General features: G+C 68.8%; 25 protein-coding genes. 15 read left to right on the top strand and 10 right to left on the bottom strand.

From position 1 onward, the window contains the following. Window positions 1–245 precede the first annotated feature (245 nt). The 3 genes from ABD944_RS00935 (at window position 246) to ABD944_RS00925 (ending at window position 3,081) form a co-directional block, all read left to right on the top strand. Window positions 246–632, top strand: a complete 387-nt coding sequence (locus ABD944_RS00935; protein ID WP_345171278.1) for a barstar family protein — start codon at window positions 246–248, stop codon at window positions 630–632. A gap of 584 nt (window positions 633–1,216) precedes the next feature. Continuing rightward, the gene (locus ABD944_RS00930; RefSeq protein WP_345171276.1) at window positions 1,217–1,429 is read left to right on the top strand and encodes a hypothetical protein; all 213 of its coding nucleotides are present in this window, start codon (window positions 1,217–1,219) and stop codon (window positions 1,427–1,429) included. 449 nt (window positions 1,430–1,878) lie between these two features. Beyond that, on the top strand, window positions 1,879–3,081 hold the full coding sequence (locus ABD944_RS00925; protein WP_345171274.1) for a cation:proton antiporter: 1,203 nt from the start codon (window positions 1,879–1,881) through the stop codon (window positions 3,079–3,081). A 374-nt stretch (window positions 3,082–3,455) separates the two neighbouring features. On the opposite strand, the gene ABD944_RS00920 is transcribed toward ABD944_RS00925, so the two are convergent. After that, window positions 3,456–4,190 (bottom strand): class I SAM-dependent methyltransferase, encoded by a 735-nt coding sequence (locus tag ABD944_RS00920; protein ID WP_345171272.1) that lies wholly within the window; start codon window positions 4,188–4,190, stop codon window positions 3,456–3,458. A gap of 258 nt (window positions 4,191–4,448) precedes the next feature. On the opposite strand from ABD944_RS00920, the gene ABD944_RS00915 reads away from it, so the two are divergent. The 4 genes from ABD944_RS00915 (at window position 4,449) to ABD944_RS00900 (ending at window position 6,933) form a co-directional block, all read left to right on the top strand. After that, window positions 4,449–5,228 (top strand): alpha/beta fold hydrolase, encoded by a 780-nt coding sequence (locus tag ABD944_RS00915; RefSeq protein WP_345171270.1) that lies wholly within the window; start codon window positions 4,449–4,451, stop codon window positions 5,226–5,228. Window positions 5,229–5,456: 228 nt separating this feature from the next. Then, a complete protein-coding gene (locus tag ABD944_RS00910; RefSeq protein ID WP_345171268.1) occupies window positions 5,457–6,014 on the top strand; it encodes a dihydrofolate reductase family protein in 558 nt (185 codons plus the stop codon). Between the two features lie 116 nt (window positions 6,015–6,130). After that, window positions 6,131–6,484 carry a hypothetical protein gene (locus ABD944_RS00905; RefSeq protein WP_345171266.1) on the top strand — a complete coding sequence of 118 codons (354 nt, stop codon included), beginning with the start codon at window positions 6,131–6,133 and terminating at the stop codon, window positions 6,482–6,484. Continuing rightward, window positions 6,481–6,933 carry a MerR family transcriptional regulator gene (locus ABD944_RS00900; RefSeq protein ID WP_345171264.1) on the top strand — a complete coding sequence of 151 codons (453 nt, stop codon included), beginning with the start codon at window positions 6,481–6,483 and terminating at the stop codon, window positions 6,931–6,933. Before ABD944_RS00905 ends, ABD944_RS00900 begins: the two co-directional genes overlap by 4 nt. A gap of 39 nt (window positions 6,934–6,972) precedes the next feature. Here ABD944_RS00900 and ABD944_RS00895 read toward each other — a convergent pair whose 3' ends face one another. Continuing rightward, complete coding sequence (locus ABD944_RS00895) at window positions 6,973–7,497, bottom strand: hypothetical protein (RefSeq protein ID WP_345171262.1); 525 nt, start codon at window positions 7,495–7,497, stop codon at window positions 6,973–6,975. A gap of 245 nt (window positions 7,498–7,742) precedes the next feature. On the opposite strand from ABD944_RS00895, the gene ABD944_RS00890 reads away from it, so the two are divergent. Together ABD944_RS00890 and ABD944_RS00885 are read left to right on the top strand one after the other, a co-directional pair. Further along, window positions 7,743–8,213 carry a nuclear transport factor 2 family protein gene (locus ABD944_RS00890; RefSeq protein ID WP_345171260.1) on the top strand — a complete coding sequence of 157 codons (471 nt, stop codon included), beginning with the start codon at window positions 7,743–7,745 and terminating at the stop codon, window positions 8,211–8,213. A gap of 255 nt (window positions 8,214–8,468) precedes the next feature. Next, complete coding sequence (locus ABD944_RS00885; protein WP_345171258.1) at window positions 8,469–9,047, top strand: dihydrofolate reductase family protein; 579 nt, start codon at window positions 8,469–8,471, stop codon at window positions 9,045–9,047. Here ABD944_RS00885 and ABD944_RS00880 read toward each other — a convergent pair. Then, a complete protein-coding gene (locus ABD944_RS00880; RefSeq protein WP_345171256.1) occupies window positions 9,029–9,739 on the bottom strand; it encodes a helix-turn-helix domain-containing protein in 711 nt (236 codons plus the stop codon). The genes ABD944_RS00885 and ABD944_RS00880 overlap by 19 nt on opposite strands. Window positions 9,740–10,074: 335 nt before the next feature. Here ABD944_RS00880 and ABD944_RS00875 point away from each other — a divergent pair, with 335 nt between their 5' ends. Next, entirely contained in the window at window positions 10,075–10,218 is a 144-nt protein-coding gene (locus ABD944_RS00875) for a hypothetical protein (RefSeq protein WP_345171254.1), read from the top strand. 319 nt (window positions 10,219–10,537) lie between these two features. On the opposite strand, the gene ABD944_RS00870 is transcribed toward ABD944_RS00875, so the two are convergent. Further along, window positions 10,538–11,455 (bottom strand): hypothetical protein, encoded by a 918-nt coding sequence (locus ABD944_RS00870; protein ID WP_345171252.1) that lies wholly within the window; start codon window positions 11,453–11,455, stop codon window positions 10,538–10,540. A 289-nt stretch (window positions 11,456–11,744) separates the two neighbouring features. Here ABD944_RS00870 and ABD944_RS00865 point away from each other — a divergent pair, with 289 nt between their 5' ends. Then, window positions 11,745–12,338, top strand: a complete 594-nt coding sequence (locus ABD944_RS00865) for a pyridoxamine 5'-phosphate oxidase family protein (protein WP_345171250.1) — start codon at window positions 11,745–11,747, stop codon at window positions 12,336–12,338. Between the two features lie 209 nt (window positions 12,339–12,547). Here the strand turns inward: ABD944_RS00865 and ABD944_RS00860 are convergent, their stop codons facing one another. Then, a complete protein-coding gene (locus ABD944_RS00860) occupies window positions 12,548–12,814 on the bottom strand; it encodes a hypothetical protein (protein ID WP_345171248.1) in 267 nt (88 codons plus the stop codon). Window positions 12,815–13,114: 300 nt separating this feature from the next. Continuing rightward, complete coding sequence (locus ABD944_RS00855) at window positions 13,115–13,804, bottom strand: methyltransferase domain-containing protein (protein WP_345171246.1); 690 nt, start codon at window positions 13,802–13,804, stop codon at window positions 13,115–13,117. Here ABD944_RS00855 and ABD944_RS00850 point away from each other — a divergent pair. Continuing rightward, the gene (locus ABD944_RS00850; RefSeq protein WP_345171244.1) at window positions 13,803–14,222 is read left to right on the top strand and encodes a helix-turn-helix domain-containing protein; all 420 of its coding nucleotides are present in this window, start codon (window positions 13,803–13,805) and stop codon (window positions 14,220–14,222) included. The two genes, ABD944_RS00855 and ABD944_RS00850, sit on opposite strands and share 2 nt — an antisense overlap. A gap of 272 nt (window positions 14,223–14,494) precedes the next feature. Here the strand turns inward: ABD944_RS00850 and ABD944_RS00845 are convergent, their stop codons facing one another. The 3 genes from ABD944_RS00845 to ABD944_RS00835 all read right to left on the bottom strand — a co-directional run bounded on the left by ABD944_RS00845 (window position 14,495) and on the right by ABD944_RS00835 (window position 16,305). Then, window positions 14,495–15,046, bottom strand: a complete 552-nt coding sequence (locus ABD944_RS00845; RefSeq protein WP_345171242.1) for a hypothetical protein — start codon at window positions 15,044–15,046, stop codon at window positions 14,495–14,497. A gap of 201 nt (window positions 15,047–15,247) precedes the next feature. Beyond that, window positions 15,248–15,820, bottom strand: coding sequence for a helix-turn-helix domain-containing protein (locus tag ABD944_RS00840; protein ID WP_345171240.1), 573 nt, complete (start codon window positions 15,818–15,820; stop codon window positions 15,248–15,250). Continuing rightward, window positions 15,808–16,305, bottom strand: coding sequence for a GNAT family N-acetyltransferase (locus tag ABD944_RS00835; RefSeq protein ID WP_345171238.1), 498 nt, complete (start codon window positions 16,303–16,305; stop codon window positions 15,808–15,810). Before ABD944_RS00835 ends, ABD944_RS00840 begins: the two co-directional genes overlap by 13 nt. Before the next feature lie 171 nt (window positions 16,306–16,476). On the opposite strand from ABD944_RS00835, the gene ABD944_RS00830 reads away from it, so the two are divergent. Further along, on the top strand, window positions 16,477–17,397 hold the full coding sequence (locus tag ABD944_RS00830) for a Rieske (2Fe-2S) protein (RefSeq protein WP_345171236.1): 921 nt from the start codon (window positions 16,477–16,479) through the stop codon (window positions 17,395–17,397). 194 nt (window positions 17,398–17,591) lie between these two features. Here ABD944_RS00830 and ABD944_RS00825 read toward each other — a convergent pair whose 3' ends face one another. After that, the gene (locus ABD944_RS00825; RefSeq protein ID WP_345171234.1) at window positions 17,592–17,948 is read right to left on the bottom strand and encodes a MerR family transcriptional regulator; all 357 of its coding nucleotides are present in this window, start codon (window positions 17,946–17,948) and stop codon (window positions 17,592–17,594) included. Window positions 17,949–18,033: 85 nt separating this feature from the next. On the opposite strand from ABD944_RS00825, the gene ABD944_RS00820 reads away from it, so the two are divergent. Together ABD944_RS00820 and ABD944_RS00815 are read left to right on the top strand one after the other, a co-directional pair. After that, on the top strand, window positions 18,034–18,837 hold the full coding sequence (locus tag ABD944_RS00820; RefSeq protein WP_345171232.1) for an aminotransferase class IV family protein: 804 nt from the start codon (window positions 18,034–18,036) through the stop codon (window positions 18,835–18,837). Window positions 18,838–19,023: 186 nt separating this feature from the next. Then, window positions 19,024–19,197, top strand: coding sequence for a hydrophobic protein (locus ABD944_RS00815; RefSeq protein ID WP_089315210.1), 174 nt, complete (start codon window positions 19,024–19,026; stop codon window positions 19,195–19,197).

Raw genomic sequence — 19,197 nt, 5'->3', positions numbered from 1 at the left:
AGCGATGATCGCTGCCGCGCGGCTTCCACTCAGCCAAAGCCCGAGGTCAGCCCCGCGCTCCGGGGTTTCAGGGCTCAGGAGGTGTGTGACAGATCCGCCTCGAGACGTGGGTGAGCTCCAACTAGATGATCTTTATCCTGTTGGGTTGAGGATAATGCTGCGGCTTGAGCGTGATGCGTGCGGCGGCGGAGGTCGGCAGGGACTGCGGTGAGGGCCGAACTGCGAGGTCGACTATCGTGCGTCTGATGACGGTGGTTTATGTCGTGGACGGCACGAAGATCCAGAATCTGGAGGACTTCTGGCGGGTCATGGGCGAATCGGTGAACGGCCCTGGCGGGTACTTCGGCCGGAACGTCGACGCTTTCACGGATTGCCTGCGTGGCGGATTTGGAACGCCCGATGACGATGACTTCGTGGTCGAGTGGCGTGATCACGAACTGTGCCGGCGATGCCTGGGGTTTGCCGAGACGGTGCGGCAGTTGGAGTTGAGACTGGCGCGCTGTCATCCGACGAACCGGCCATCGGTCCGAGCGAAGCTCGAAGCCGCTCGTGCAGAACATGGCCCCACGGTCTTCGATTGGCTCATTGAGATCTTCGAGCAGGAACAACCCGGCAAGCTCCGCCTGTGTTGACGGTCATCGTGTTGCGGTGGCCTTGATTGCCGGAGGCGACGGTGCAGAACCGCCGGAGCTGCGGAGCTACCTGGGCCCCTCTGGCTTGCGGGCTTTGAACCGGGCGATGGGGGATCCTTGCCCCGGCGGCCAGCAACTTCACACAGGTCCTGAGAACGATCTGTCCCGCTGGTCATGAGACCTGACACCTCGCGCTCCGGGGCGGATGAGAAGTTCCTTAAGTCTTCAAGGGGCCCGTCCCGCGGTCGTCGGCGGCCGCCCACCTCGGCGCGTCGGGCATGCGGCCTGTTTCGTCCGGTCCCGTCTCGCAGCCCGGCCGCCGCCGCCCAACTCTTACAGTTGGTGCCCTGAGCTTCAGTAGTGGATCGGAGGCTTACCAGGTGGTCGGCAGAGATGACCCCCGACCGGGATGGATTAGTCGGCTCGTCACGGAGTTGAGCACGCTTCTGCAGGAAGAGATTACGCTTGCGGAGCCTTTGGATAAGTGTTTGCTGGACGACGAGGGGTTCTCGTTCTCCTGCCCCATCCGTAGCTCGCCCCCACAAGGCAACGGCTTCCAGTTTTGCTGGGAAGGAGTGCTGGGGATGGAGCTCATCAACGGGAAGCCTCACACCAGCGTTTCGCTCTTCCTCTACAGCAGGAACCGGCGACTCGGGATGATGGACCATATGCATGGCAGCGTTTTGGAGATCGAGTACAAGGGTTCGCTGGAACATGGCGGGCGATGGGGAACTCCCACATGGCTCCCGGACGAGTTCGGTGAGTACCTCGCGTACGACTCGTACAGCGATCGGTGAACGAGGACCAAGCGTGGCCCGGGTCAGGGGATGGATGAGGACGGTCTGGACAGTGCCGATCTTGCTTGTAAGCAGGGTCTCGCGCCGTCCGGGCCTCAATCGGAGTACGCGCTGGGTAGCGGGGCGGGGTCGCAGGCGCTTCATCTGGGCTCAACGGTGCACGGGAGAGATGCCAGCGCTGGAGATGCTCACGGCACCGCAGCCGGTTGGGAGCGGTCGGTGGCTGGCCCTGAGGCCGGTCGTCACTATGACTCGCCACCTCGGATCCACGTTTCGGGGTGTCCGCGCAAGTTCTGCCGCTACTCCGTTTAGTCGCGGCCAAGTTTCGGATCGTCACGGGTACTGGTGTGGTCACTGGGCACAGGGATCGCCAAGTCCACAGCGCGGGATTGCGACCGCGGCGGGGTCGGGTGGGGTCTCCGCTGGTGGACGCGAGGCCAAGGGGCGCCATGACAACCGATCAGCTCCTTTTCGGGCTGGGGCTGACCGTCGCACTCGCGGTCGGTTCCCAGCTCTTGGCGAGCTGGTTGCGCATCCCTGCTTTGATCGTCCTGCTCCCGACCGGTTTCGTCGCGGGTGCGCTGACCGATGACATCGATCCCCATCGGCTGTTAGGAGCGACCTTCGAGCCCTTGGTGTCACTGTCGGTCGCGCTGATCCTTTACGACTCCGGTCTGGGACTGGACATGCGGAAGCTCAGGGGAGATACCCGTCGCATTGTGGTCAGGCTGATCGTGCTCGGTGTGCCGCTCACGATGGCCTGCACCGCGCTGCTCGCGGTGCCGCTGCTCGGTATGTCGGCGGGCGCGGCGGTAATGCTGGGGGCCATTCTGGTCGTCTCCGGTCCGACGGTGGTGGGCCCGCTGCTCGGCTTCGTCCGGCCCGCGGAGCGGGTGGGGCGAATCCTTCTGTGGGAGGGTTCACTGGTCGATCCGATCGGCGGCATCCTGGGCGCGGTGGTGTTCGGCGGCGTGGTGCAACGGGCCCGTCTAGGCTCCGGCGAGCATGTGCTGCAGTTCGTTCTCAGCATCGGAGTCGGCCTGGGCGGCGGCGTAATCGGGGCAGGATTGCTGTGGCTGCTGATGCGACGGCTCCGGTTCGGCGAGGTACTCGCCAGCACCGCGCAACTCGCCGTCGTGGTCGTCGTGGCGGCCGCCTGCGACATCGCCCGCGACGACGCCGGTCTGCTCGCGGCTGTCATCATGGGACTGGCGGTGGCCAACCTGAAGAGTTTCGACCTCCCCGAACACAGGCCCGTTTCCGAGACGCTCGTCCAGCTGATCATCGGCCTGCTCTTCATCTCCATCTCGGCCACGATCACACCACGGTCGGTCGCCGATGTGGCGCTCCCCGCCCTGGGGCTGGTCGCCGCCTTGGTCTTGATCGTCAGACCCCTCCTGGCCTACCTGTCCACGCGTGGAACGGACCTGACGACCGGCGAGTGGTGCTTCATCGGCTGGATGGATCCGCGCGGCATAGTCGCAGCCGCCACCGCCTCGACATTCTCCGTCCAACTCGCCGCGCAGGGGATCGGCGGCGCCGCCAAGATCCTGCCCGTCGCCTTCCTGGTGATCGTCGCAACGGTGACCTTGTACGGCCTGACCGCGACCCCGGTGGCCCGCCGGCTGCACGTCGTCCGCGCCGCGAGTTGAAGTGGGAGATCCCGATCTTGGGCACACCCTGCGGGACGGCTGCCCTGACGGCCTCGAACCGCCCCCTGGACCCGTGCGGGCCCGAGCGCTCATCCGCGCGAACGGTCTGTCGCACCTTGTTCGCCGTTCGCGCAAATAAGCACCCCGGAGCGTCGCGCACACGTGCTGCATGTGCCGTCGAGGACGTCTACAACCCAGGCCCGGCACGGGTGCCGTGCCATTAGCGTGCCATTAGGGGTGGTCAGTGAGGGTGCCGACCGGGTGCGCCATGCTTCCCAAGCTGACAGCGCGGGTTCGATTTCCGAGTTCCCCAAAGTGGACACCGCGATGGCGATGATGGTGGTCCTGCCGCCGAGGCGGAGGATGACCTGCGTTCAGGGGGTGGCTGGTTTGCGGGCGGTGAGTAGGCGGGTCGGGACCCACGGACTGCCCCACCACACGCGCCAGCCGAGGCCGCGCACGCGGATGTCCTGGGCGTTCAGCCGGGCCAGCACCGCGGCGTACTCGCGGGGGGTCCGCGCCAGGTCGGCGATCAGCAGGCGGCCGCCCGGCCGCAGCACCCGGTACGCCTCGGTGATCGCTTGGGCGCGGGCGTCCGCGCTGAAGATGGTGTGCACCGTCAGGCTGGACACGACCAGGTCGAAGCTTCCCTCCGCGTACGGGAGTTTGCGCAGGTCACCCCCTTGCACATGGACGCGGTCGGCGACCCCTTCGGCCTGGGCGTTGCGCAGGGTCGCCGCCGGGGTGTTGCCGGACTGGTGCAGTCCGCGCCACAGGTCCACGCCGACCGCCCGGCCCTGCGGGAGGCGCCGGGCTGCGGCCAACAGGACGGCGCCGCGTCCGCAGCCGAGGTCGAGCAGCCGTTCGTCGCCACGCAGGTCCAGCTCGTCCAGCACGTCCCGCCAGACCAGGAACTTGCCGCGCAGGGTGGCGTGCAGGCTCAGGGCCAGGCACCCCGCCAGCAGCGTGCCGGAGACCAGCGCGGGCAGCGCGGCGGCCAGATCGGCGGTGACCGCCATCACCAGCCCGGTCACCCAGAACCCCAACACCACCAAGCCCACGAAGCCGAATCCGTAGGGCGCATCCATCCCGTACCGCGCGCCAGGCATACCCGCCACTTTGCCACGAACCGGCCGCTCGGGGGGTGGCTACAAAACACTGGCCCACCGCCGTTATTTCTCAGCACTCACGGTGCGCCCAACCACCGTTGCGGCAACCAATCGTGCGCGAAGCCGGGCTCCCTAGCCCCCGCAGGCTGAGGTCATGCCTGCGTGAAGCTCTCTGTCACGCCCCCGGGGCCTGGCCGTCTCGTGGGACTCAAACGGTTAGATAAATGGCGGCGTATGGTCTGGCGGTGAGGGGTGTTAATGGCAGTGCAGGCGACGGTGTGGGGAGATGGTGCGGTCTCAGCGGTCTTCGTTCACGGGATCTTCAGTTGGGGCGCCGACGAGGTGTACGGCTTCGGCAATCAGCGGCCGCTGGAGGATGAGTTCCGGCTGGTCATGATGGATCGGCGCGGTCACGGGGCGAGCCCGGACATCGAGGGCAGCGACTATGAGGTGGACGCGGACGACATCACCGCCCTGCTCGGGGACGGGGCCCATCTGGTGGCCCACTCCTATGGCGGTGCGGGTGCGATGCTGGCCGCCGCGCGCCGACCTGACCTGGTGCGGTCGCTGACGTTGATCCAACCCGGCACCCTGCGTCCCGCGGCCGGGCATCCGGTGGTGGACGAGGCACTGGAACGCGCTCGCGCCAGCACTGCGGGACTGCCACCGGAGATGACCCCGGAGGAGTACCTGCGGGCGGCCACCGAGGGCATCGGGATGCCCGTGCCGGAGGCCACGCCGGATCGCCTGCGGGCGGTGCGCGCCGCGATGCGCGAGCGGCCTTGCTGGGACGCCGACATCCCGCTGGACCGGCTCGCCGCCGCGCCGTGGCCCAAGCTGGTGATCTCGGGTACCTGGGAGGACGCCCCCGAGCTCTACCGCCGGTATGCGGGCGAGCCGCTGATCGCCGCCGCGGAGTTCATCTCCGACCGGATCGGCGCCCGGTACCTGAAGGTGCCCGGCTACTACCCGCAGGTACAACAGCCCAGCACGGTCAACGACGCACTGCGCGACCTTTGGCGGTGCGGGCCGGGGTGAGAGGACGGTCGTTGCCTGCGGAGCCTCACAACGCCACCTTCTTCACCTGCGGAAACTCCTCCGTCGTCGCCGTGGGCGAAAGTGTGAGAGGTTTCCACGCCCGGAGCGCGATGAGTTCTGGTGGGACCGGCGGTCTGAGTGTGTGAATGGTCGGCCACTGAGCACGAGCGACCCGAGCGGTGGACGCTGAGAACGTCCCGGCGCGGAAGAAGCACATGGAGGCACCGGATGCGCAAGTTGATTCTGTCTTTCTACGTCTCACTCGACGGCAAGAGCGCTGACGGGGACAACGGGATCAGGGACGTCATGACGAGCATCGACGATCCCGAGCAGGAGAAGTACTTCGTCAGCCGGCTGTGGGAGGCCGGGGCCTTCCTCATGGGCCGCACCACCTACGAGATCATGGCCGGATACTGGCCCGGCTCCGACCACCCCTCTGCCCAGGCCATGAACGAGATTCCCAAGGTCGTGTTCTCCCGCACCCTGGAGTCGGCCGACGACTGGCCCGAGACCCGGATCGCCGGCGGTGACACGGCGGAAGAGATCGCCAAGCTCAAGGCCGAGCCCGGCAAGGATCTCGTCGCCGCCGGCGGCACCGCGTTCCTGCACTCCCTGATCAAACTCGGCGTGGTCGACGAGTACCGGCTGTGGGTGCTGCCCGCCGCCACCGGCAAGGGCGCTCCGCTGTTCCCCGAGCTGGAGCAGCCCGCGAACCTGCGCCTGCTGAAGAGCACGGCCTTCCCGTCCGGCACCCTCGAACTGGTGTACGCGGCAGCCGACAAGTAGGGCCCAGCAGGCGACGCTCAGTCACCTCATAGGGGTTGCATCCTGTACCTGGATACAGGCTTACCGTCGAGGTGTGGCCCCGCCGGGGCAGCAATCACCGTGATGAGGGAGCTGGGATGCCCGATTCTGAAGTACCGATCGTGTGCACACTGTCGCCGAACAAGATGGTGGATCGGCTGGCAGAGTTCGAGTCGCTGTTCGCCGAGTCACTGACCGGTGTGGAACGTGAGCCGCTGCGGTTGTGCCTGATGTTCGACGCCGACCAGGCGCGCGAGGCACAACTCCGCGAAGTGTTCGAGGCCGAACAGCAGTGCTGTGCGTTCCTGGGGTTCGCGTTCGAGCGCACTGGAGCTGGTCTGAGGGTGGAGGTGACCGCGCCGCCGGAGGCGGGGCCGATGCTGGACGGGATGCAGGCCTTGGCCGAGCGCACCGCCCCGCCGGAAGTCGTGGCAGTGGGCTGGACGGGATGAGCGGTCAGTACGAGGGACTGCGATCCGGCCAGGTCGCCGAGGCGGCCGGGGTGAACCTGCAGACCCTGCGCTACTACGAGCGGCGCGGCCTGCTGGGCGAGCCCGAGCGGACCTTGGGCGGGCATCGGCTCTATCCCGCCGAGGCGGTCACGGTCCTGCGGGTGATCAAGACTGCGCAACGGCTCGGATTCAGCCTGGACGAGGTCGCCGAATTGTTGGAGGCGGCCCAGCACCGGCACGGGCGACGCGACGGCGGCTTGAGGGAGCGGGCACGGCTCAAGGTGATCGAGGTCGAGGAGCGTATGGCCGACCTTGAGGTCATCCGTTCGGCTCTGCACGAAGCGATCAATGCTGGGTGCGACGACCTGATGACGTGCGCCGACCAGCCATGCTGCCCGTTGCCGTTCGCGGAACTCGTCCGGCCCGGCCCCGAAGGGGATCGCCCGTGAAGTCCGAGTTCAGGACAGCCGCCTGAGTGGTGGCGCAGTTCAGGAGCTGGACGCCGTCCGGGGGTCGATCGTGGTCGACTCGAACGGGTGCGGCCAGGGGGCGCCGAGGGCCGTCCACCATTTCAAATAAGGCACGCCCAGCACCGACGGTTGAGCGCCCTCGTCGCTCCAGGTCTCCGACACCTCGTCGAGGGCGGACGGCTCCGCGCCGAACAGCGCGGCCGCAGCCCGTCGGCTCTCCACCGTGTCGTTGTCCGGAAGGCCATCGCCCTCCTCATCGATCGAGGCGACGTGCACGGCCGCGCCGTCGGGGCCGAGAACCTCGTTGATCACGCCGTGTTCGTCGAAATCGGAGGCCGCGATCGCCCGGACACCCCACTCCGGCAGCAGGTCTCCCACCACCGACGACAATGTCACGCCGAAGTCGGAGAAAACGAAAACCCTCGACCCTTGAGTGGCGACGTCGACGGCCGACTGGTGGGCGGCCGCGAGCGCTAGCGCGAATTCCTCGGAGTCCCGCCCGTCCTTCAGGTCGATAACGGCCCAGCCGCTGAATGATGACACCGTTTGACAATATCAATTCCCGGCTGCGGTAGTGCGGAGTGTGCACTTCCTACGCCGCCGGCGCGGGTTCGATTGCTCGGGGCCGCGCGCCTGAGGTGGAGGCAGCCGGGCCGCCGAAGGAGCGGGCACGGGTAGTTCCTTGACGAATAATTCCTCAGCGAACTACATTGAGGCCCCTGTCCACACTCGTCCACCGGTGGACGTGCGGGCGGCCGACGAAGGCGATCTCTGATGGGAGAAGTCTCATGCCCGACCCCCTGACTCCGCACGAGGTCTTTCTGAGGCTGGTGCACGGCGTCTGCGAAGAACGCTGGGAGGACGTGATCGAGCTCTACGCCGAGCAGACTCACGTAGAGCACCCTTTCCATCCGCTCGCGGCGCCCCCGCTGCGATCGCCTGAAGAGTTGCGTGCGCACTTTGGGATCGGCGTGCCACCTGGCACCTACAAAGGGCATGCGCTTCGCCGTCGTCCGGCCGGAATCAATGTTCATGAGACCGCAGATCCCGAGGTCATCGTGGCCGAGTTCCGGTACGAGGGCACTGTGGTGGAGACCGGTCAGCCGTTCATCATTCCGGCGGTCTTCGTCATGCGGGTCCGCGACGGAAAGATCATCGAATCCCGTGATTACCTGGACCACCTGCGTTCTGCCCGAGCACGTGGTCAGTTGGGTGATGTCCTCGCCGCCGTCAGGGAGCACCACGGAACACCGGAGTGAGGGACGTGACCCCCGAACTCGCGGCTTGATCATTCGCAGGGCGAGCGGCGCCAGACAAACGCCTCGCCGCCGGGCCGCCGGACTCATATGGGCAGAGAGCCTGGAGTGGCCGTCGCGCCCAGGACCTTCGCGGAGGGGCTGGGGCGTCACACTGTTCCCCAAGGTGAGACCGCTGTCGTTTCCGTCCAAGACGGCCGCCGCGGTCACGAACTAGCGTGGCCCCAGCGACTCATCCGAACATGAGGAGACAACACAATGCGTGACCTGGTCTACACCGGTTTCATGTCGCTCGACGGTGTCGTGGACTCGCCTGGCGGCGGGCCGGGGGAGGAGCACCGCAGCGGCGGATGGGTGTTCAAGGACCTCGAGTTCGTCCCGGAAGCCTGGTCGTTGAAGGGCGAGGAGCTCGCCGACACGACGGCGCTGATGTTCGGCCGCCGCAGCTACGAGGCGTTCGCGCAGGTCTGGCCCGGCTCGGAGGACCACGCCGACTACAAGGAACTGCCCAAGTACGTGGTGTCGACCACGCTGTCCGATGACGCCCTCGTCGACGGGTGGGGCCCGACGACGATCCTGCGCTCGACCGAGGACGTCGCCGCGCTCAAGGAGGGCGAAGGGGGCGCGATCTTCATCCACGGGAGCGCGGAGCTGGCCCGGCGGCTGTCGGACGCGGGTCTGGTCGACCAGTACAACCTGCTCGTCTTCCCCGTGCTGCTCGGTGCCGGGAAGAGCCTGTTCGGCCGGGCCGACCGCGACAAGCAGATGCTGGTGCTGCGGGAGTCGGAGAGCTACTCGAACGGGATCCTGAAGCTCGTCTACGACGTCAAGCGCTGATCCAGGTCGAGGGCGATCGCGCCGCCGGCGCCCTCGCGCAGCTGCCCGGCGGTGCGTCCGACGTAGGAGCGCAGCGCCCGGGCCAGGTGCGACTCGTCGAAGTAGCCGAGCTTGGTGACGACGTCGGCGACCGGTTCGCCGAGCGCCAGCAGCTCCGCCGCCCTGCGGGCCCGTTCGATCTGCCGGACGCCGCCCCGCGTCAGCCCGGTCACGGCGCGGAACCGGCGTTCGACCGTTCGCCCCGAGACGGCCGGGCGGTGGCCCCGCAGCACCTCGGCGACGAGCGGGTCACGGACCACGACCCCTGCCCGGACGAGACGTCCGACGAGGTTCTCGGCGTCGTCGGGTCCGGGCGTCTCCCAGCGCCCGCCGTCCAGCCGGAACGTCCGGCGCGTGGTGTCGGGGAGCTCGATGCCGCCGTTGACCAGCGTCGACGTGGGGACGGCCCGCAACGAGGTGCCCACGGCGAACTCGATGCCCGTGAAGGCCGCGCCTTCTGGCACGGGCGCCGTGCCGGTCCGGGTCCCGGGACCGGTGATCCCCGTGTACGCCCGGCCGTCCTGCTCCCAGAACACCAGGCCCCAGCGCACCCCCGCGACTGACGTCATCGTCTGGACCTGCTCATTCACGCAGGTCCAGACGGTGTCGATCCACGGCGAGTCGGACCGGCGCGTCTCAAAGCGCAGCTTCACGGGCGCAGCATACGTCGCGTCGGCAGTTCGATCTCCGCGACCCGCTCCCCGCGACAACGGCCGGCGTCAGCGACGAATCGCTGACGCCGACCGCTCTCGTTCCTCGACCACCGGGCCCCGCTACGTGCCCGATCCCTTCCCTTCACGCCGTGCCCGTTCTGGGGCTGCTCGCTTGGGCCCCCTGCGACAGGCGCTCCGAGCGCGTCCGAGGCCATCTGCACGCTTTCGTGAAGCGACGGACCACGCCGCAGGGGTGCGGAGATCGCGCAAGCGCGGACGGTCTCCTGCGACCTGTAGCACGAACGCGCAGGTTTATTCGCAAACCAGGAGGGCGTATGTCCGAAAGTGAGAAAGAGCAGCAGGCGCGACTGGCGCGCCTCGACGAGAGTGACCGGATTTACCGGGAGGTCCTGGCATCGCCAGAGGGCTCCGAGGCGGCGGCCATCGAGGCTTCCGAGGCCATCCTTCCGGAGAACTGAGTCGCGGTCTTCTCGGCCGTAAAGTCGGCGGCCCTCCCCCAAGGGGGGCCGCTCGTCGACACTGACCAGAGCCCCGTCCCGCCTGAGCAGGCGCACTGCTCATGCGGGCGGGGTTCTTTCGTTCGCTGCCCGTCATGCCCGCTACGTACCTGAACGCGTGGGCTCCCGCGGCCCGGATGTCATGGACGAGACCGCGCGCCGGCGTTCAGGTCCGGGGCGAAAACGTGAGAGCCCGGCGGGACCGGGCTCTCGTGTTGCGGTCATCCGGGTGGCGCGGCGACGGAGTCGTCGTGGCGCCACCAGAACAGGTAGGGCGGGATCACTCCTGCCTTGTCGGTGCCTTCGCCTTCTGTGCGGCCTCGGCCTCGGCCGCCTCCGCGTCCAGCCGTGCAGTGATGGCGGACGTGGAGGTGACGATTCCGAAGGCCGCCCACTGGATGGCATCCGGGATCACCGTCGCGACGCCGAACAGACTGAGGAGGACGGGCGCCAGGGCCACGGCCACCATCGGCTGGAGAGCCGGGGCCGTCGCGGCCCAGACCCCCATGCCGCCACGGGTCAGGTAGATGCCTGCCCGCGTCTGCATGACGGCGGCGAGAGCCGTTGCGAACAGCCCCGCGCCCAGCATCGCGACGAGTTCGGTGGGACCCCATGTCCAGGTCCCGACCGGAGTCCCGAGGTACTCGGCCAACGGGAAGCACACCGGGATGACGACCAGCATGCAGATGACGTTGGCCTGTGCGACACCCTGGTCGCGCTTGTCGCCGAGCAGTTTGGCCTGGCTCGGCAGGTTGAAGGGATGCGTCGCCGCGGCGAGTGCGGCACCGATCCCCAGATAGCTGACGCTCTGTACGCCGATCAGGGCGCCGGTCGAGATCAGTACGGCGAGGAAGATCGGGACACGAAGGGCCCGGCCCGTCCACGTGGTCTTGGGAAGCCCCGCGAGGAGGCTCCCCAGGGCGGTGATGCTGGCGTAGGGGCCCGCACCGATGTGGGCGAACGCGATGGGCCCGCCGATCTTCATCAGCGAGCTGGTCAGCGCGTGCTGGAGCATGCCCCTCCGCTGACGCGGAGTCAGCCTGCGCGGGTCCAGCCCCTGGACGCCGTCTCGCGCGAGCGCGATGGCGACGAGGATGCCGCCGCCGAAGACGGTCATCCCCATCGTCCCCTGGAGAGGGGCCGACAGCACCCGGGTGAACACGAAGCCCACCCCGACGATTACGACCGAGCCCACCATCAGGAAAGCACCCTTCCGGGGGCCCGCAAGGGTGGGCAATTTGGTCCTTCTCATTTGATTCTCCTGGTCCTGGCCTAGCCGGGACAGTCCATGGCCGAGCGAGGCCATGGACTTCCTGGTCGAGAGTCCATGGCCGCTTGGGCCACTTTCTCCCTACAGTCCCCGGCAGACCAAGATCAGCAATGTTCGCCGGGAGGACTTCTGAACGCGCGCCCTCGCTGCCCCGTCCCCCGTGACAGGGACGGACGCCGGGCAAGGGGGAGGATCACCGTGCGGTCATACTCGATCCATGGGAAAGAGTTATGAGCGGATAGACGGCAGGCTGCGCACCTTCATCGAGTCGCAGCACATCTTCTTCACCGCGACGGCGCCGCTGGCCGGCGACGGAACCGTCAACCTTTCGCCCAAGGGGCTCGACGGCTCGTTCGCCGTGCTCGACGAACTCACCGTGGCCTACCTCGATTTCGCCGGCAGCAACGCCGAGACCATCGCCCATCTGCGCGAGAACGGCCGCATCACCCTGATGTGGTGCGCCTTCGACGGCCCGCCCAACATCGTGCGCGTGCACGGCCGCGGGGAGCCGATCTTCCGCGACGACGCGCGCTGGGCCGAGCTGATGGGCCACTTCCCCGACATCGACCCGACCCTGCACGGCCTGCGAGCGATCATCGTCGTGACCGCCGAGAAGATCCGTGACACCTGCGGATACGGCGTCCCGTTCATGACCTACGAACAGGACCGCCCGCTGCACGCATCGCGTTTCGCGCGCGAGACCGACGAGTCGCTCGACGCTTACTTCCAGAAGAAGGAGCACATCGCGGCCAGCATCGACGGGCTGCCAGGGCTGCCCCTGCCGCTGCCACCGCTTCCCTCGGTCGAGTAGGACGGAGCCGGACGGTCTCCCGGCGATCGCGATGTACACCGAACACCCCGGCGCACGCCCGCGCTGAGGTGGTGGCCGGGCTTAACGACGAAATGTCCCGGCAGGAGGCGCGAAGCCTCTCCGCCGGGACACCCGGTACGCCCGGTCCGCGGTGATCACGGACCGGAATGGACCATGGGACTACTGGTCCTCAGAGGTCCTCCCGCTGGTCAGGAGACCAGCGAGAGAGCGACGATGACCGCGCCGATGGACAGGAGGATGACCCACCCGTCCTTCTTCACGATCCGACCTGCCGCACCTCCCGCAAGGGCGGCGAGCACGAGCGGGACGAAGGGGATCCCCGTGACCCAGAAGATCGCGGTGGCCGCGAGGGCCGGGGCGATGGCCCGCGTGTTCCTCTTGCCCTTCTCGTTCTTCTTCACGCCGTCCCCTGCCAGGAAGCCCAGCAGGATAAGGACGATGAGTGCAACGTTCATGGCGGACTCTTTCGGTTGCAGTTACGCCTCGAAGGCGTCTTCCTTGACGCACGCCCCTAGGACGTGCGTTGGGGAAGACCGTCAGGTTTTCGGCGGTGACGGCAACTGTGACGACCAAACCGGAGGTGAAGTCGCCGGTGGCCGCGCGCCGTCGGGCCAGGGCCTGCGGGGCGCCCCTCGCTCCGGCCGGCCGGGCACCACCTGGTCGATTTCGAGAACTGTGAAAGAACTAGCGGCGCTGGACCACGCGCCTTGCAGGCGCGTCGGCTACTGCGGCGACGGGTCGTGGTGAGCCGGAGATCAGGCGGCGCGGGTTCCCGAGGCGACGAAGAACGGGATGGCGACGAACAGGCGGTCGTCGCGTGCCCTGGCGACCTGGGCGTCGAACCAGGCGCCTTCCCCTCCGATGCCGGCGAGCGCCGGCAGGCACGAGGCGTCCGTCCACACGATCGTGTGGACGGCGACGGTGACGTCGGTGAACCCGTGGTCGAGCAGGAGGTTCCGGTAGCGGCGGGCGACCCGCGGGTTCGGCATGGCGTCGGCGCGGGCGTGGACGAGTGAGCGGGTGAGCTCGGGGTCGTCGGAGTCGATGACGAACGTGTCCCAGTCCTGGCCGACGAGCACCGCGCGGCCGCCGGGGGCCAGCACCCGGCGGGCCTCGGCGACGGCCTGCTCGGGCTCGGCGAGGACGTGCAGGACCTTGTCGGTGCGGTAGCCGGTGACGGAGCCGTCGTCCAGAGGCAGCGCGGTGGCGTCGGCGACGTGGAACTCGCTCCCGGGCCACCGTTCGGCGGCGACCTCGACCATGGCGGGGTCCAGGTCGACGCCGATGGCCCGCGCCCCGCGGGCGGCCAGTTCCCCGACGGCGCGGCCACTGCCGCAGCCGACGTCGACCACGGTGGCGCCCAGCCCATCGTAGGTGAGTTCTCGCAGGTCACGAGCCTGGGGAAGATCGTCGAAGGCGTCAAGGACGGTGAGTAGCTTGGACATGGCCGCCAGTGTGCGACTTAATGTCGACATGAAGTCAATCGGCGAGGTGGCGGCGCAGTTCGGGCTGCCGACGCACGTGCTGCGGTACTGGGAGGCCGAAGGTCTGCTGGCGCCGGCCCGCGCAGGGGACCGTCGCCGTTACACCGACGCCGACGTGCACCGGGTGGCGGCGATCCTGATCTCGAAGGAGGCGGGATTCGAACTCGCGGACATCCGGGCGATGCTGGCCGCCCGGTCCACGTCGGAGCGCCACGAGGTGACGGTCCGGCACCGCGAGAGGCTGCTGGTCCGGATCGCCCGGGCGCAGGCCGCACTCGACATGATCGAGGGTGAGTGCCCGCATGACGACATCATGACGTGCCCGCGTTTCCAGGGACTCCTGGCTGATCGACTGCGGTCGTCGAACGCGCCGGCATAGTCGGTCGCCGGCGTCCGAGCGGATGACCCGCGGCGCCGTTCGCACGGCGGAAAAGCAGGAAGCTCCTGGCGGCCAGGGTGTGCGCACACCCCGGCCGCCAGGAGCTTCCGGTGATCACCTGGTGCGGGCCGTGTTCGGCCTGTGAATCAGCCCGCGTGATCGGCGTTCCTCACCATGGCGCCGGCTCGGTCGCCCGGGCCGGCCCCGGGGCAGTGGTCGCCCACTGCCGGCGAACGGAGCGGCGGCTCATGGTGAGGTCCTGCGTGGCAGGATCAGCCGCCGTACTTGTACTTGTAGGCGCCGTTCTTGTAGCCGCGGATGATGACGTACGGCTTGTAGGTGTAGCCGTTGCCCGTGTAACGGAACGCGCCCTGGGCGTAGGACGTCGCGTAGGCCCAGTTGCTGGGGTGGGTGACCTTCTTCAGGACCCAGCCCTTCCACACCCACTTGTACTTGTTGTAGGTGTAGGCCTTGAAGTTGGCGCGGTAACGGGTGACCGTGTAGCCGTTGTAGCACCAGGTGAGGCGGTTGGTCACCGCGATGATCCACTTGCCGTTGGAGGCCTTCCGGCCACGGGTGCGCTGGTAGTAGCGGCAGTACTCGGCGGCCTGGACCGAGGCCTTCTCCTTGGCGGTCAGCGGCTGACCGGAGGTCTGGGCCTCGGAGATGAGGTCCTTCTTGGAGAGTGCCCCCTGGCTGGTGGTGGTCACCTCCTTGCCGAGCCTGTCGGCGGGCTTGGTCTCCGCCTGCGCGGCCGGACCCGCGGCGAGGACTCCGGCGGCCAGGGCGCCGGAGAGGACGGTCACGATGGCGACACGCCGCATGTATTCCTCCATGCTTGGGAATGGGGGGAGCGTGCAAGGTACCGCAGTCTGGGACTGCCGGGTGCCGTTGCACCTTTCTCGCCATATGTGATGTCTGCGACGGCCGTTTGGTTCCGGGGTGAACCAGAACAATCCCGGCAGTTTTTTTCGCGCCGATCCCCGGCAGCGGCAGGGGGCGACACGGCGCCGTTCCGTCGGGAGTCAGGCCGTGGCCTTGCGGGTCACGACCACGACGTAACGGCACTCTCCGGTGCCGTCGTTGACGAACGCGCGTGCCTGGGGCTCGCCGAGTTCGAACGTGTCGCCCGCGGTGAGGACGTGCGTGGCCGCCTCCTCGACGAGGCTCAGCCTGCCGGCCAGCACCCAGACGAGCTGGGCGATGAAGGCGTAGGACGCCGCCGGCATGGGCACCCGGGCGCCCGCGGGCAGCACGATCTCGGTGACGTCGGCCGGGAAACCCGGCCCCGAGATCTGCCGTCGCAGGTAACCCGACCCGGGGTCGGTCCAGTCGGGGATGTCGGCCGCGCGCCGCACGTGGCCGGGCGTGGAGCCGTCCGCCGGTGACAGCATCTCGGTCATGCTCAGTTCCAGGGCGGCGGACAGCCTGCCGAGGAGGGCGGCGGTCGGGCTGCTCTGACCGCGCTCGACCTTGCTGATCATCGCTCGGGACACCCCCGAGGCGTCGGCGAGCCGGGCCAGCGACCAGCCGCGCCGTGCGCGCTCCGCCTTGATGCGCTGTCCGAGGACGTTCGGACCGTCCATCAAAGTGGACACGGCGTCACGTCCGGGCCGGCTCCGGCGTCGAGGCGAAGCTCCATGTAGACGCTGTTGGGGTCGTGCACGTAGTCGGCGAACGGCTCGCACTGGGTGAATCCGTGCCGCGCGTAGAGCCGCCGGGCCGGGGCGAAGAAATCCTGGCTTCCCGTCTCCAGCAGGACCCGCCGGTGACCGCGCTCGGCGGCGACGGCCAGAAGGTGCCGGAGGATGGCCGATCCGATGCCCGCCCCCCGCGCGGCCACCGCGGTGCGCATGGACTTGAGCTCGGCGTCGCCGCCGCCGAGGTCCTTGAGCGCGCCGCATCCGCGCAGCTCCGGCCCCTCCCAAGCCGACCAGAACGCGACCGCGGGGTCGCGCAGTTCCTCCAGGTCCAGCGCGTGGATCGATTCGGGCGGCGACGTCGCGTGCATGTCGGCCAGGTGCTCCTCCAGCAGCCGGCGGACCTCCGGCCGGCTCAGGTCGTCGAGCTCGAAGCGCACCATCGTCCAGCCTCCGCATCACCCGATCCGCCCGCGTCCATCATAGTGGACGTCTGTCCACTCTCCACGAGTTAAGGCAGAGGCCGCGACGTCGCCCGTGGCTGGTGTGGACGGTTTCAGAGGTGCTTAGGGGGATAGGGAGCGAACGTGTAGTCGTGCCTGGGGGAGGGCGTTATGAGCATGCCGCACAGGGCGGTCCATCGACTGGAGAACGCGGAGGCGCTGGACAAGGTCGCCGAACCGGTCAGTTCCGTGGTCCAGCGGGCGGTCCAGCCGCGCCTCGTCCGCAACCTGCTCAGCGGGACCAATACGGGGCACCCGCTGCACCCGGTGCTGACGGACGTGGTGATCGGCGCGTGGAGCATGGCCGGGCTGCTGGACGTCGCCGGGGGACCCGACGCCGAACCGGCCGCCGACCTGCTGACGGCGGCAGGCGTGGTCGCGGCCGTGCCCACCGCCCTGAGCGGGCTCAACGACTGGGCCGACACCCTGGGGGCGGAGCGGCGGGTGGGGCTCGTCCACGCCGGCGCCAACACGGTGGCGCTCGCGCTGTACGCGGCGTCCCTCGGCGCGCGCTCCCGCAAGGCCAAGGCACTGCGGTTCGCCGGCATGGCGGCGATGGGGATCAGCGCCTACCTCGGCGGTCACCTGACCTTCACCCGGGGCGTCAACGTCAACCGCACCGCGTGGCAGCAGGGCCCGGAAGAGTGGACTCCGGTGCTGGCCGCATCCGAGCTGGCCGAGGGCGAGCACCGCACGGCCGACGCGGACGGCGTCCGGGTCCTGCTCTACCGGACGGCCACGAAGCTGCACGCCATCGCCGCCACCTGCAGCCACCTGGGCGGCCCGCTGGGCGAGGGGACGATCGAGAACGGCTGCGTCACCTGCCCGTGGCACGGCAGCACGTTCCGCCTCGCCGACGGCGGCATCGAACGCGGCCCGGCCAGCGCGCCGCAGCCGTCCTACGAGGCGCGCGTCCAGAACGGACGCATCGAGGTCCGCGTCCCGCCGCCGGGCGGCCAGTCCGACATGGCCGGCGAGGGCGCCCACCACCGAAAGACCCGCCACCTCCCCACGCGAACCCCCGCCTCATAACCCGCCCCAGCGCGGTGGGCGGAGAAGCGACGCGGCGGGTCGTCCGCACGAGGAGAGACGACCCGCCACGCCGCAATCACTCCTGGGGGCCTCGGCCAGGGAGAGACTGTTGCCGTCAGGGTCCACGACCACCACGTCTGGCCCGTCCTTGGGGGCGGAAGTCATCGGGCGAGGGGCTCGCCTCCGGGCGGCGGCTACTCGGCCGGTGTGCGGGGGGTGAGGAATCCGGTGAGGGCTTGGTGGTTGCGCTGGAGGCTCTCGATGCGGGCGTTCAGGGCCGCGATCTCGCGGTCGAGCACGTCGCGGATGCCCTCGCACCAGTCGAAGTCGGGCTGGTCGCTGCGGGTGCAGGGGAGCACCTGCCGGATCACCTCGGAGGACAGGCCCGCGTCCAGCAGCACGCGGATCTTCCGCACGGTCAGCACGGCGTCCTCGCCGTAGCGGCGGTAGCCGTTCGAGCCGCGCTCGGCCTGGAGCAGGCCCTGCTCCTCGTAGTACCGCAGAAGCCGCGGGCTGACCCCCGTCCGCCGGGACAACTCCCCGATCAGCATGTCACCGTCCTGGATTGACCTTCTCACCAGTGTGAGTGCCTAACGTCGCCCTGCAGGCGATCATTCCGCACGGCTGGAGAGGCCCATGTCCACGCTCGTCGTCCAACGCAATGGCCGCGAGGCGACCGCCGGCGAGCTCGCGCCGCTCGCCTTCGCCGGCTTCGCCCACTTCACCGCCCTGCAGGTGCGTGGCGGCAAGGTCCGGGGGCTCGACCTCCATCTGGAGCGGCTGCGGTCCGCCTCGATGGAGCTGTTCGGCGAAGCGATGCCGGACGAGCGAGTTCGCTCCCATCTGCGTGCGGCGGTGGAGGCGGGGCCCGCGGACGTCTCGCTGACGGCCACGATGTACTCGTCCCCGGGAGAGTTCACCGGGGGCGGAGAGCCGGTGGGGCCCGACGTCCTGGTCCGGACGGGGCCGCCCGCGTCGGGTCCGGACGGGCCGCTGGCGCTGGCGACGGTCGAGTACGACCGGTACCTGCCCGCCGTGAAACACGTCGGGGAGGTGGCGAAGACCCACCTCATGCGCCGGGCCGTCCAGGACGGCTTCGACGACGCCGCCTTCGTCGACCGCCGGGGGCGCCTCAGCGAGGCGACGATCTGGAACCTGGCCTTCTGGGACGGGGACAGCGTGGTGTGGCCGGAGGCCGAGGTGCTGGTCGGGACCACCATGGGCATCGTCCGCCGGCAACTGGACCGCCTCGGCGTCCCCCAGCGCGTCCGGCAGGTCACCCCCGCCGACGTACCGGCTCTGGCCGGGGCCGTGGTCATGAACTCCTGGACCCCGGGAGTCGCGGTCCACCAGATCGGCGTGACCCGCGTCCCCGCGGCCCCACGCTTCCTGGACCTGCTCCACCGCGCCTACCAGGCTGAACCTCTCACCGATTTCTAGGAGCGGTTTCAGCCCAGGCGTCCGGTGAGGTCCGGATCCGCGGCCTTGGACCGGTGGTGACGGTGTCGCGCCCAGGACCATTTCGCTGCGTGTCCGAAATGAGACCTTTGTCGCGCATCAAGCTCCATTTGCCGGGGACAAATCGGCCCGAACGAACCAACGGCAGATACCCGAGGAGGACCCCCAATGCCTTGGCTGATGATCCTGGTGCTCCTGCTGGCACTGATCCTGTTCGGCGTCGGCTTCACGCTCAAGATTCTCTGGGTGGTGGCCGCGATCGTCCTGATCCTGTGGCTGCTCGGCTTCGTGCTCCGCAGCGCCGGTCCGTCCGGCAAGCGCGGTCGCTGGTACCGCTGGTAA

Origin of the sequence: Actinomadura verrucosospora, assembly GCF_039540335.1 — a bacterium.
Taxonomy (GTDB): domain Bacteria; phylum Actinomycetota; class Actinomycetes; order Streptosporangiales; family Streptosporangiaceae; genus Spirillospora; species Spirillospora verrucosospora.
The sequence above is the reverse complement of the archived record's forward strand: the minus strand, read 5'-3'. Positions and strand labels throughout refer to the sequence as shown.

Excerpts from the sequence above, each read along its gene's own strand:
- ABD944_RS00930 (WP_345171276.1), top strand. The coding sequence starts at position 1,217 with ATGGAGCTCATCAACGGGAAGCCTCACACCAGCGTTTCGCTCTTCCTC.
- ABD944_RS00885 (WP_345171258.1), top strand. The coding sequence starts at position 8,469 with ATGCGTGACCTGGTCTACACCGGTTTCATGTCGCTCGACGGTGTCGTG.
- ABD944_RS00830 (WP_345171236.1), top strand. The coding sequence starts at position 16,477 with ATGAGCATGCCGCACAGGGCGGTCCATCGACTGGAGAACGCGGAGGCG.
- ABD944_RS00905 (WP_345171266.1), top strand. The coding sequence starts at position 6,131 with ATGCCCGATTCTGAAGTACCGATCGTGTGCACACTGTCGCCGAACAAG.
- ABD944_RS00835 (WP_345171238.1), bottom strand. The coding sequence starts at position 16,305 with ATGGTGCGCTTCGAGCTCGACGACCTGAGCCGGCCGGAGGTCCGCCGG.
- ABD944_RS00890 (WP_345171260.1), top strand. The coding sequence starts at position 7,743 with ATGCCCGACCCCCTGACTCCGCACGAGGTCTTTCTGAGGCTGGTGCAC.
- ABD944_RS00815 (WP_089315210.1), top strand. The coding sequence starts at position 19,024 with ATGCCTTGGCTGATGATCCTGGTGCTCCTGCTGGCACTGATCCTGTTC.
- ABD944_RS00845 (WP_345171242.1), bottom strand. The coding sequence starts at position 15,046 with ATGCGGCGTGTCGCCATCGTGACCGTCCTCTCCGGCGCCCTGGCCGCC.
- ABD944_RS00935 (WP_345171278.1), top strand. The coding sequence starts at position 246 with ATGACGGTGGTTTATGTCGTGGACGGCACGAAGATCCAGAATCTGGAG.
- ABD944_RS00900 (WP_345171264.1), top strand. The coding sequence starts at position 6,481 with ATGAGCGGTCAGTACGAGGGACTGCGATCCGGCCAGGTCGCCGAGGCG.
- ABD944_RS00920 (WP_345171272.1), bottom strand. The coding sequence starts at position 4,190 with ATGCCTGGCGCGCGGTACGGGATGGATGCGCCCTACGGATTCGGCTTC.
- ABD944_RS00820 (WP_345171232.1), top strand. The coding sequence starts at position 18,034 with ATGTCCACGCTCGTCGTCCAACGCAATGGCCGCGAGGCGACCGCCGGC.
- ABD944_RS00865 (WP_345171250.1), top strand. The coding sequence starts at position 11,745 with ATGGGAAAGAGTTATGAGCGGATAGACGGCAGGCTGCGCACCTTCATC.
- ABD944_RS00925 (WP_345171274.1), top strand. The coding sequence starts at position 1,879 with ATGACAACCGATCAGCTCCTTTTCGGGCTGGGGCTGACCGTCGCACTC.
- ABD944_RS00875 (WP_345171254.1), top strand. The coding sequence starts at position 10,075 with ATGTCCGAAAGTGAGAAAGAGCAGCAGGCGCGACTGGCGCGCCTCGAC.
- ABD944_RS00915 (WP_345171270.1), top strand. The coding sequence starts at position 4,449 with ATGGCAGTGCAGGCGACGGTGTGGGGAGATGGTGCGGTCTCAGCGGTC.
- ABD944_RS00825 (WP_345171234.1), bottom strand. The coding sequence starts at position 17,948 with ATGCTGATCGGGGAGTTGTCCCGGCGGACGGGGGTCAGCCCGCGGCTT.
- ABD944_RS00850 (WP_345171244.1), top strand. The coding sequence starts at position 13,803 with ATGGCCGCCAGTGTGCGACTTAATGTCGACATGAAGTCAATCGGCGAG.
- ABD944_RS00860 (WP_345171248.1), bottom strand. The coding sequence starts at position 12,814 with ATGAACGTTGCACTCATCGTCCTTATCCTGCTGGGCTTCCTGGCAGGG.
- ABD944_RS00855 (WP_345171246.1), bottom strand. The coding sequence starts at position 13,804 with ATGTCCAAGCTACTCACCGTCCTTGACGCCTTCGACGATCTTCCCCAG.
- ABD944_RS00910 (WP_345171268.1), top strand. The coding sequence starts at position 5,457 with ATGCGCAAGTTGATTCTGTCTTTCTACGTCTCACTCGACGGCAAGAGC.
- ABD944_RS00870 (WP_345171252.1), bottom strand. The coding sequence starts at position 11,455 with ATGGTGGGCTCGGTCGTAATCGTCGGGGTGGGCTTCGTGTTCACCCGG.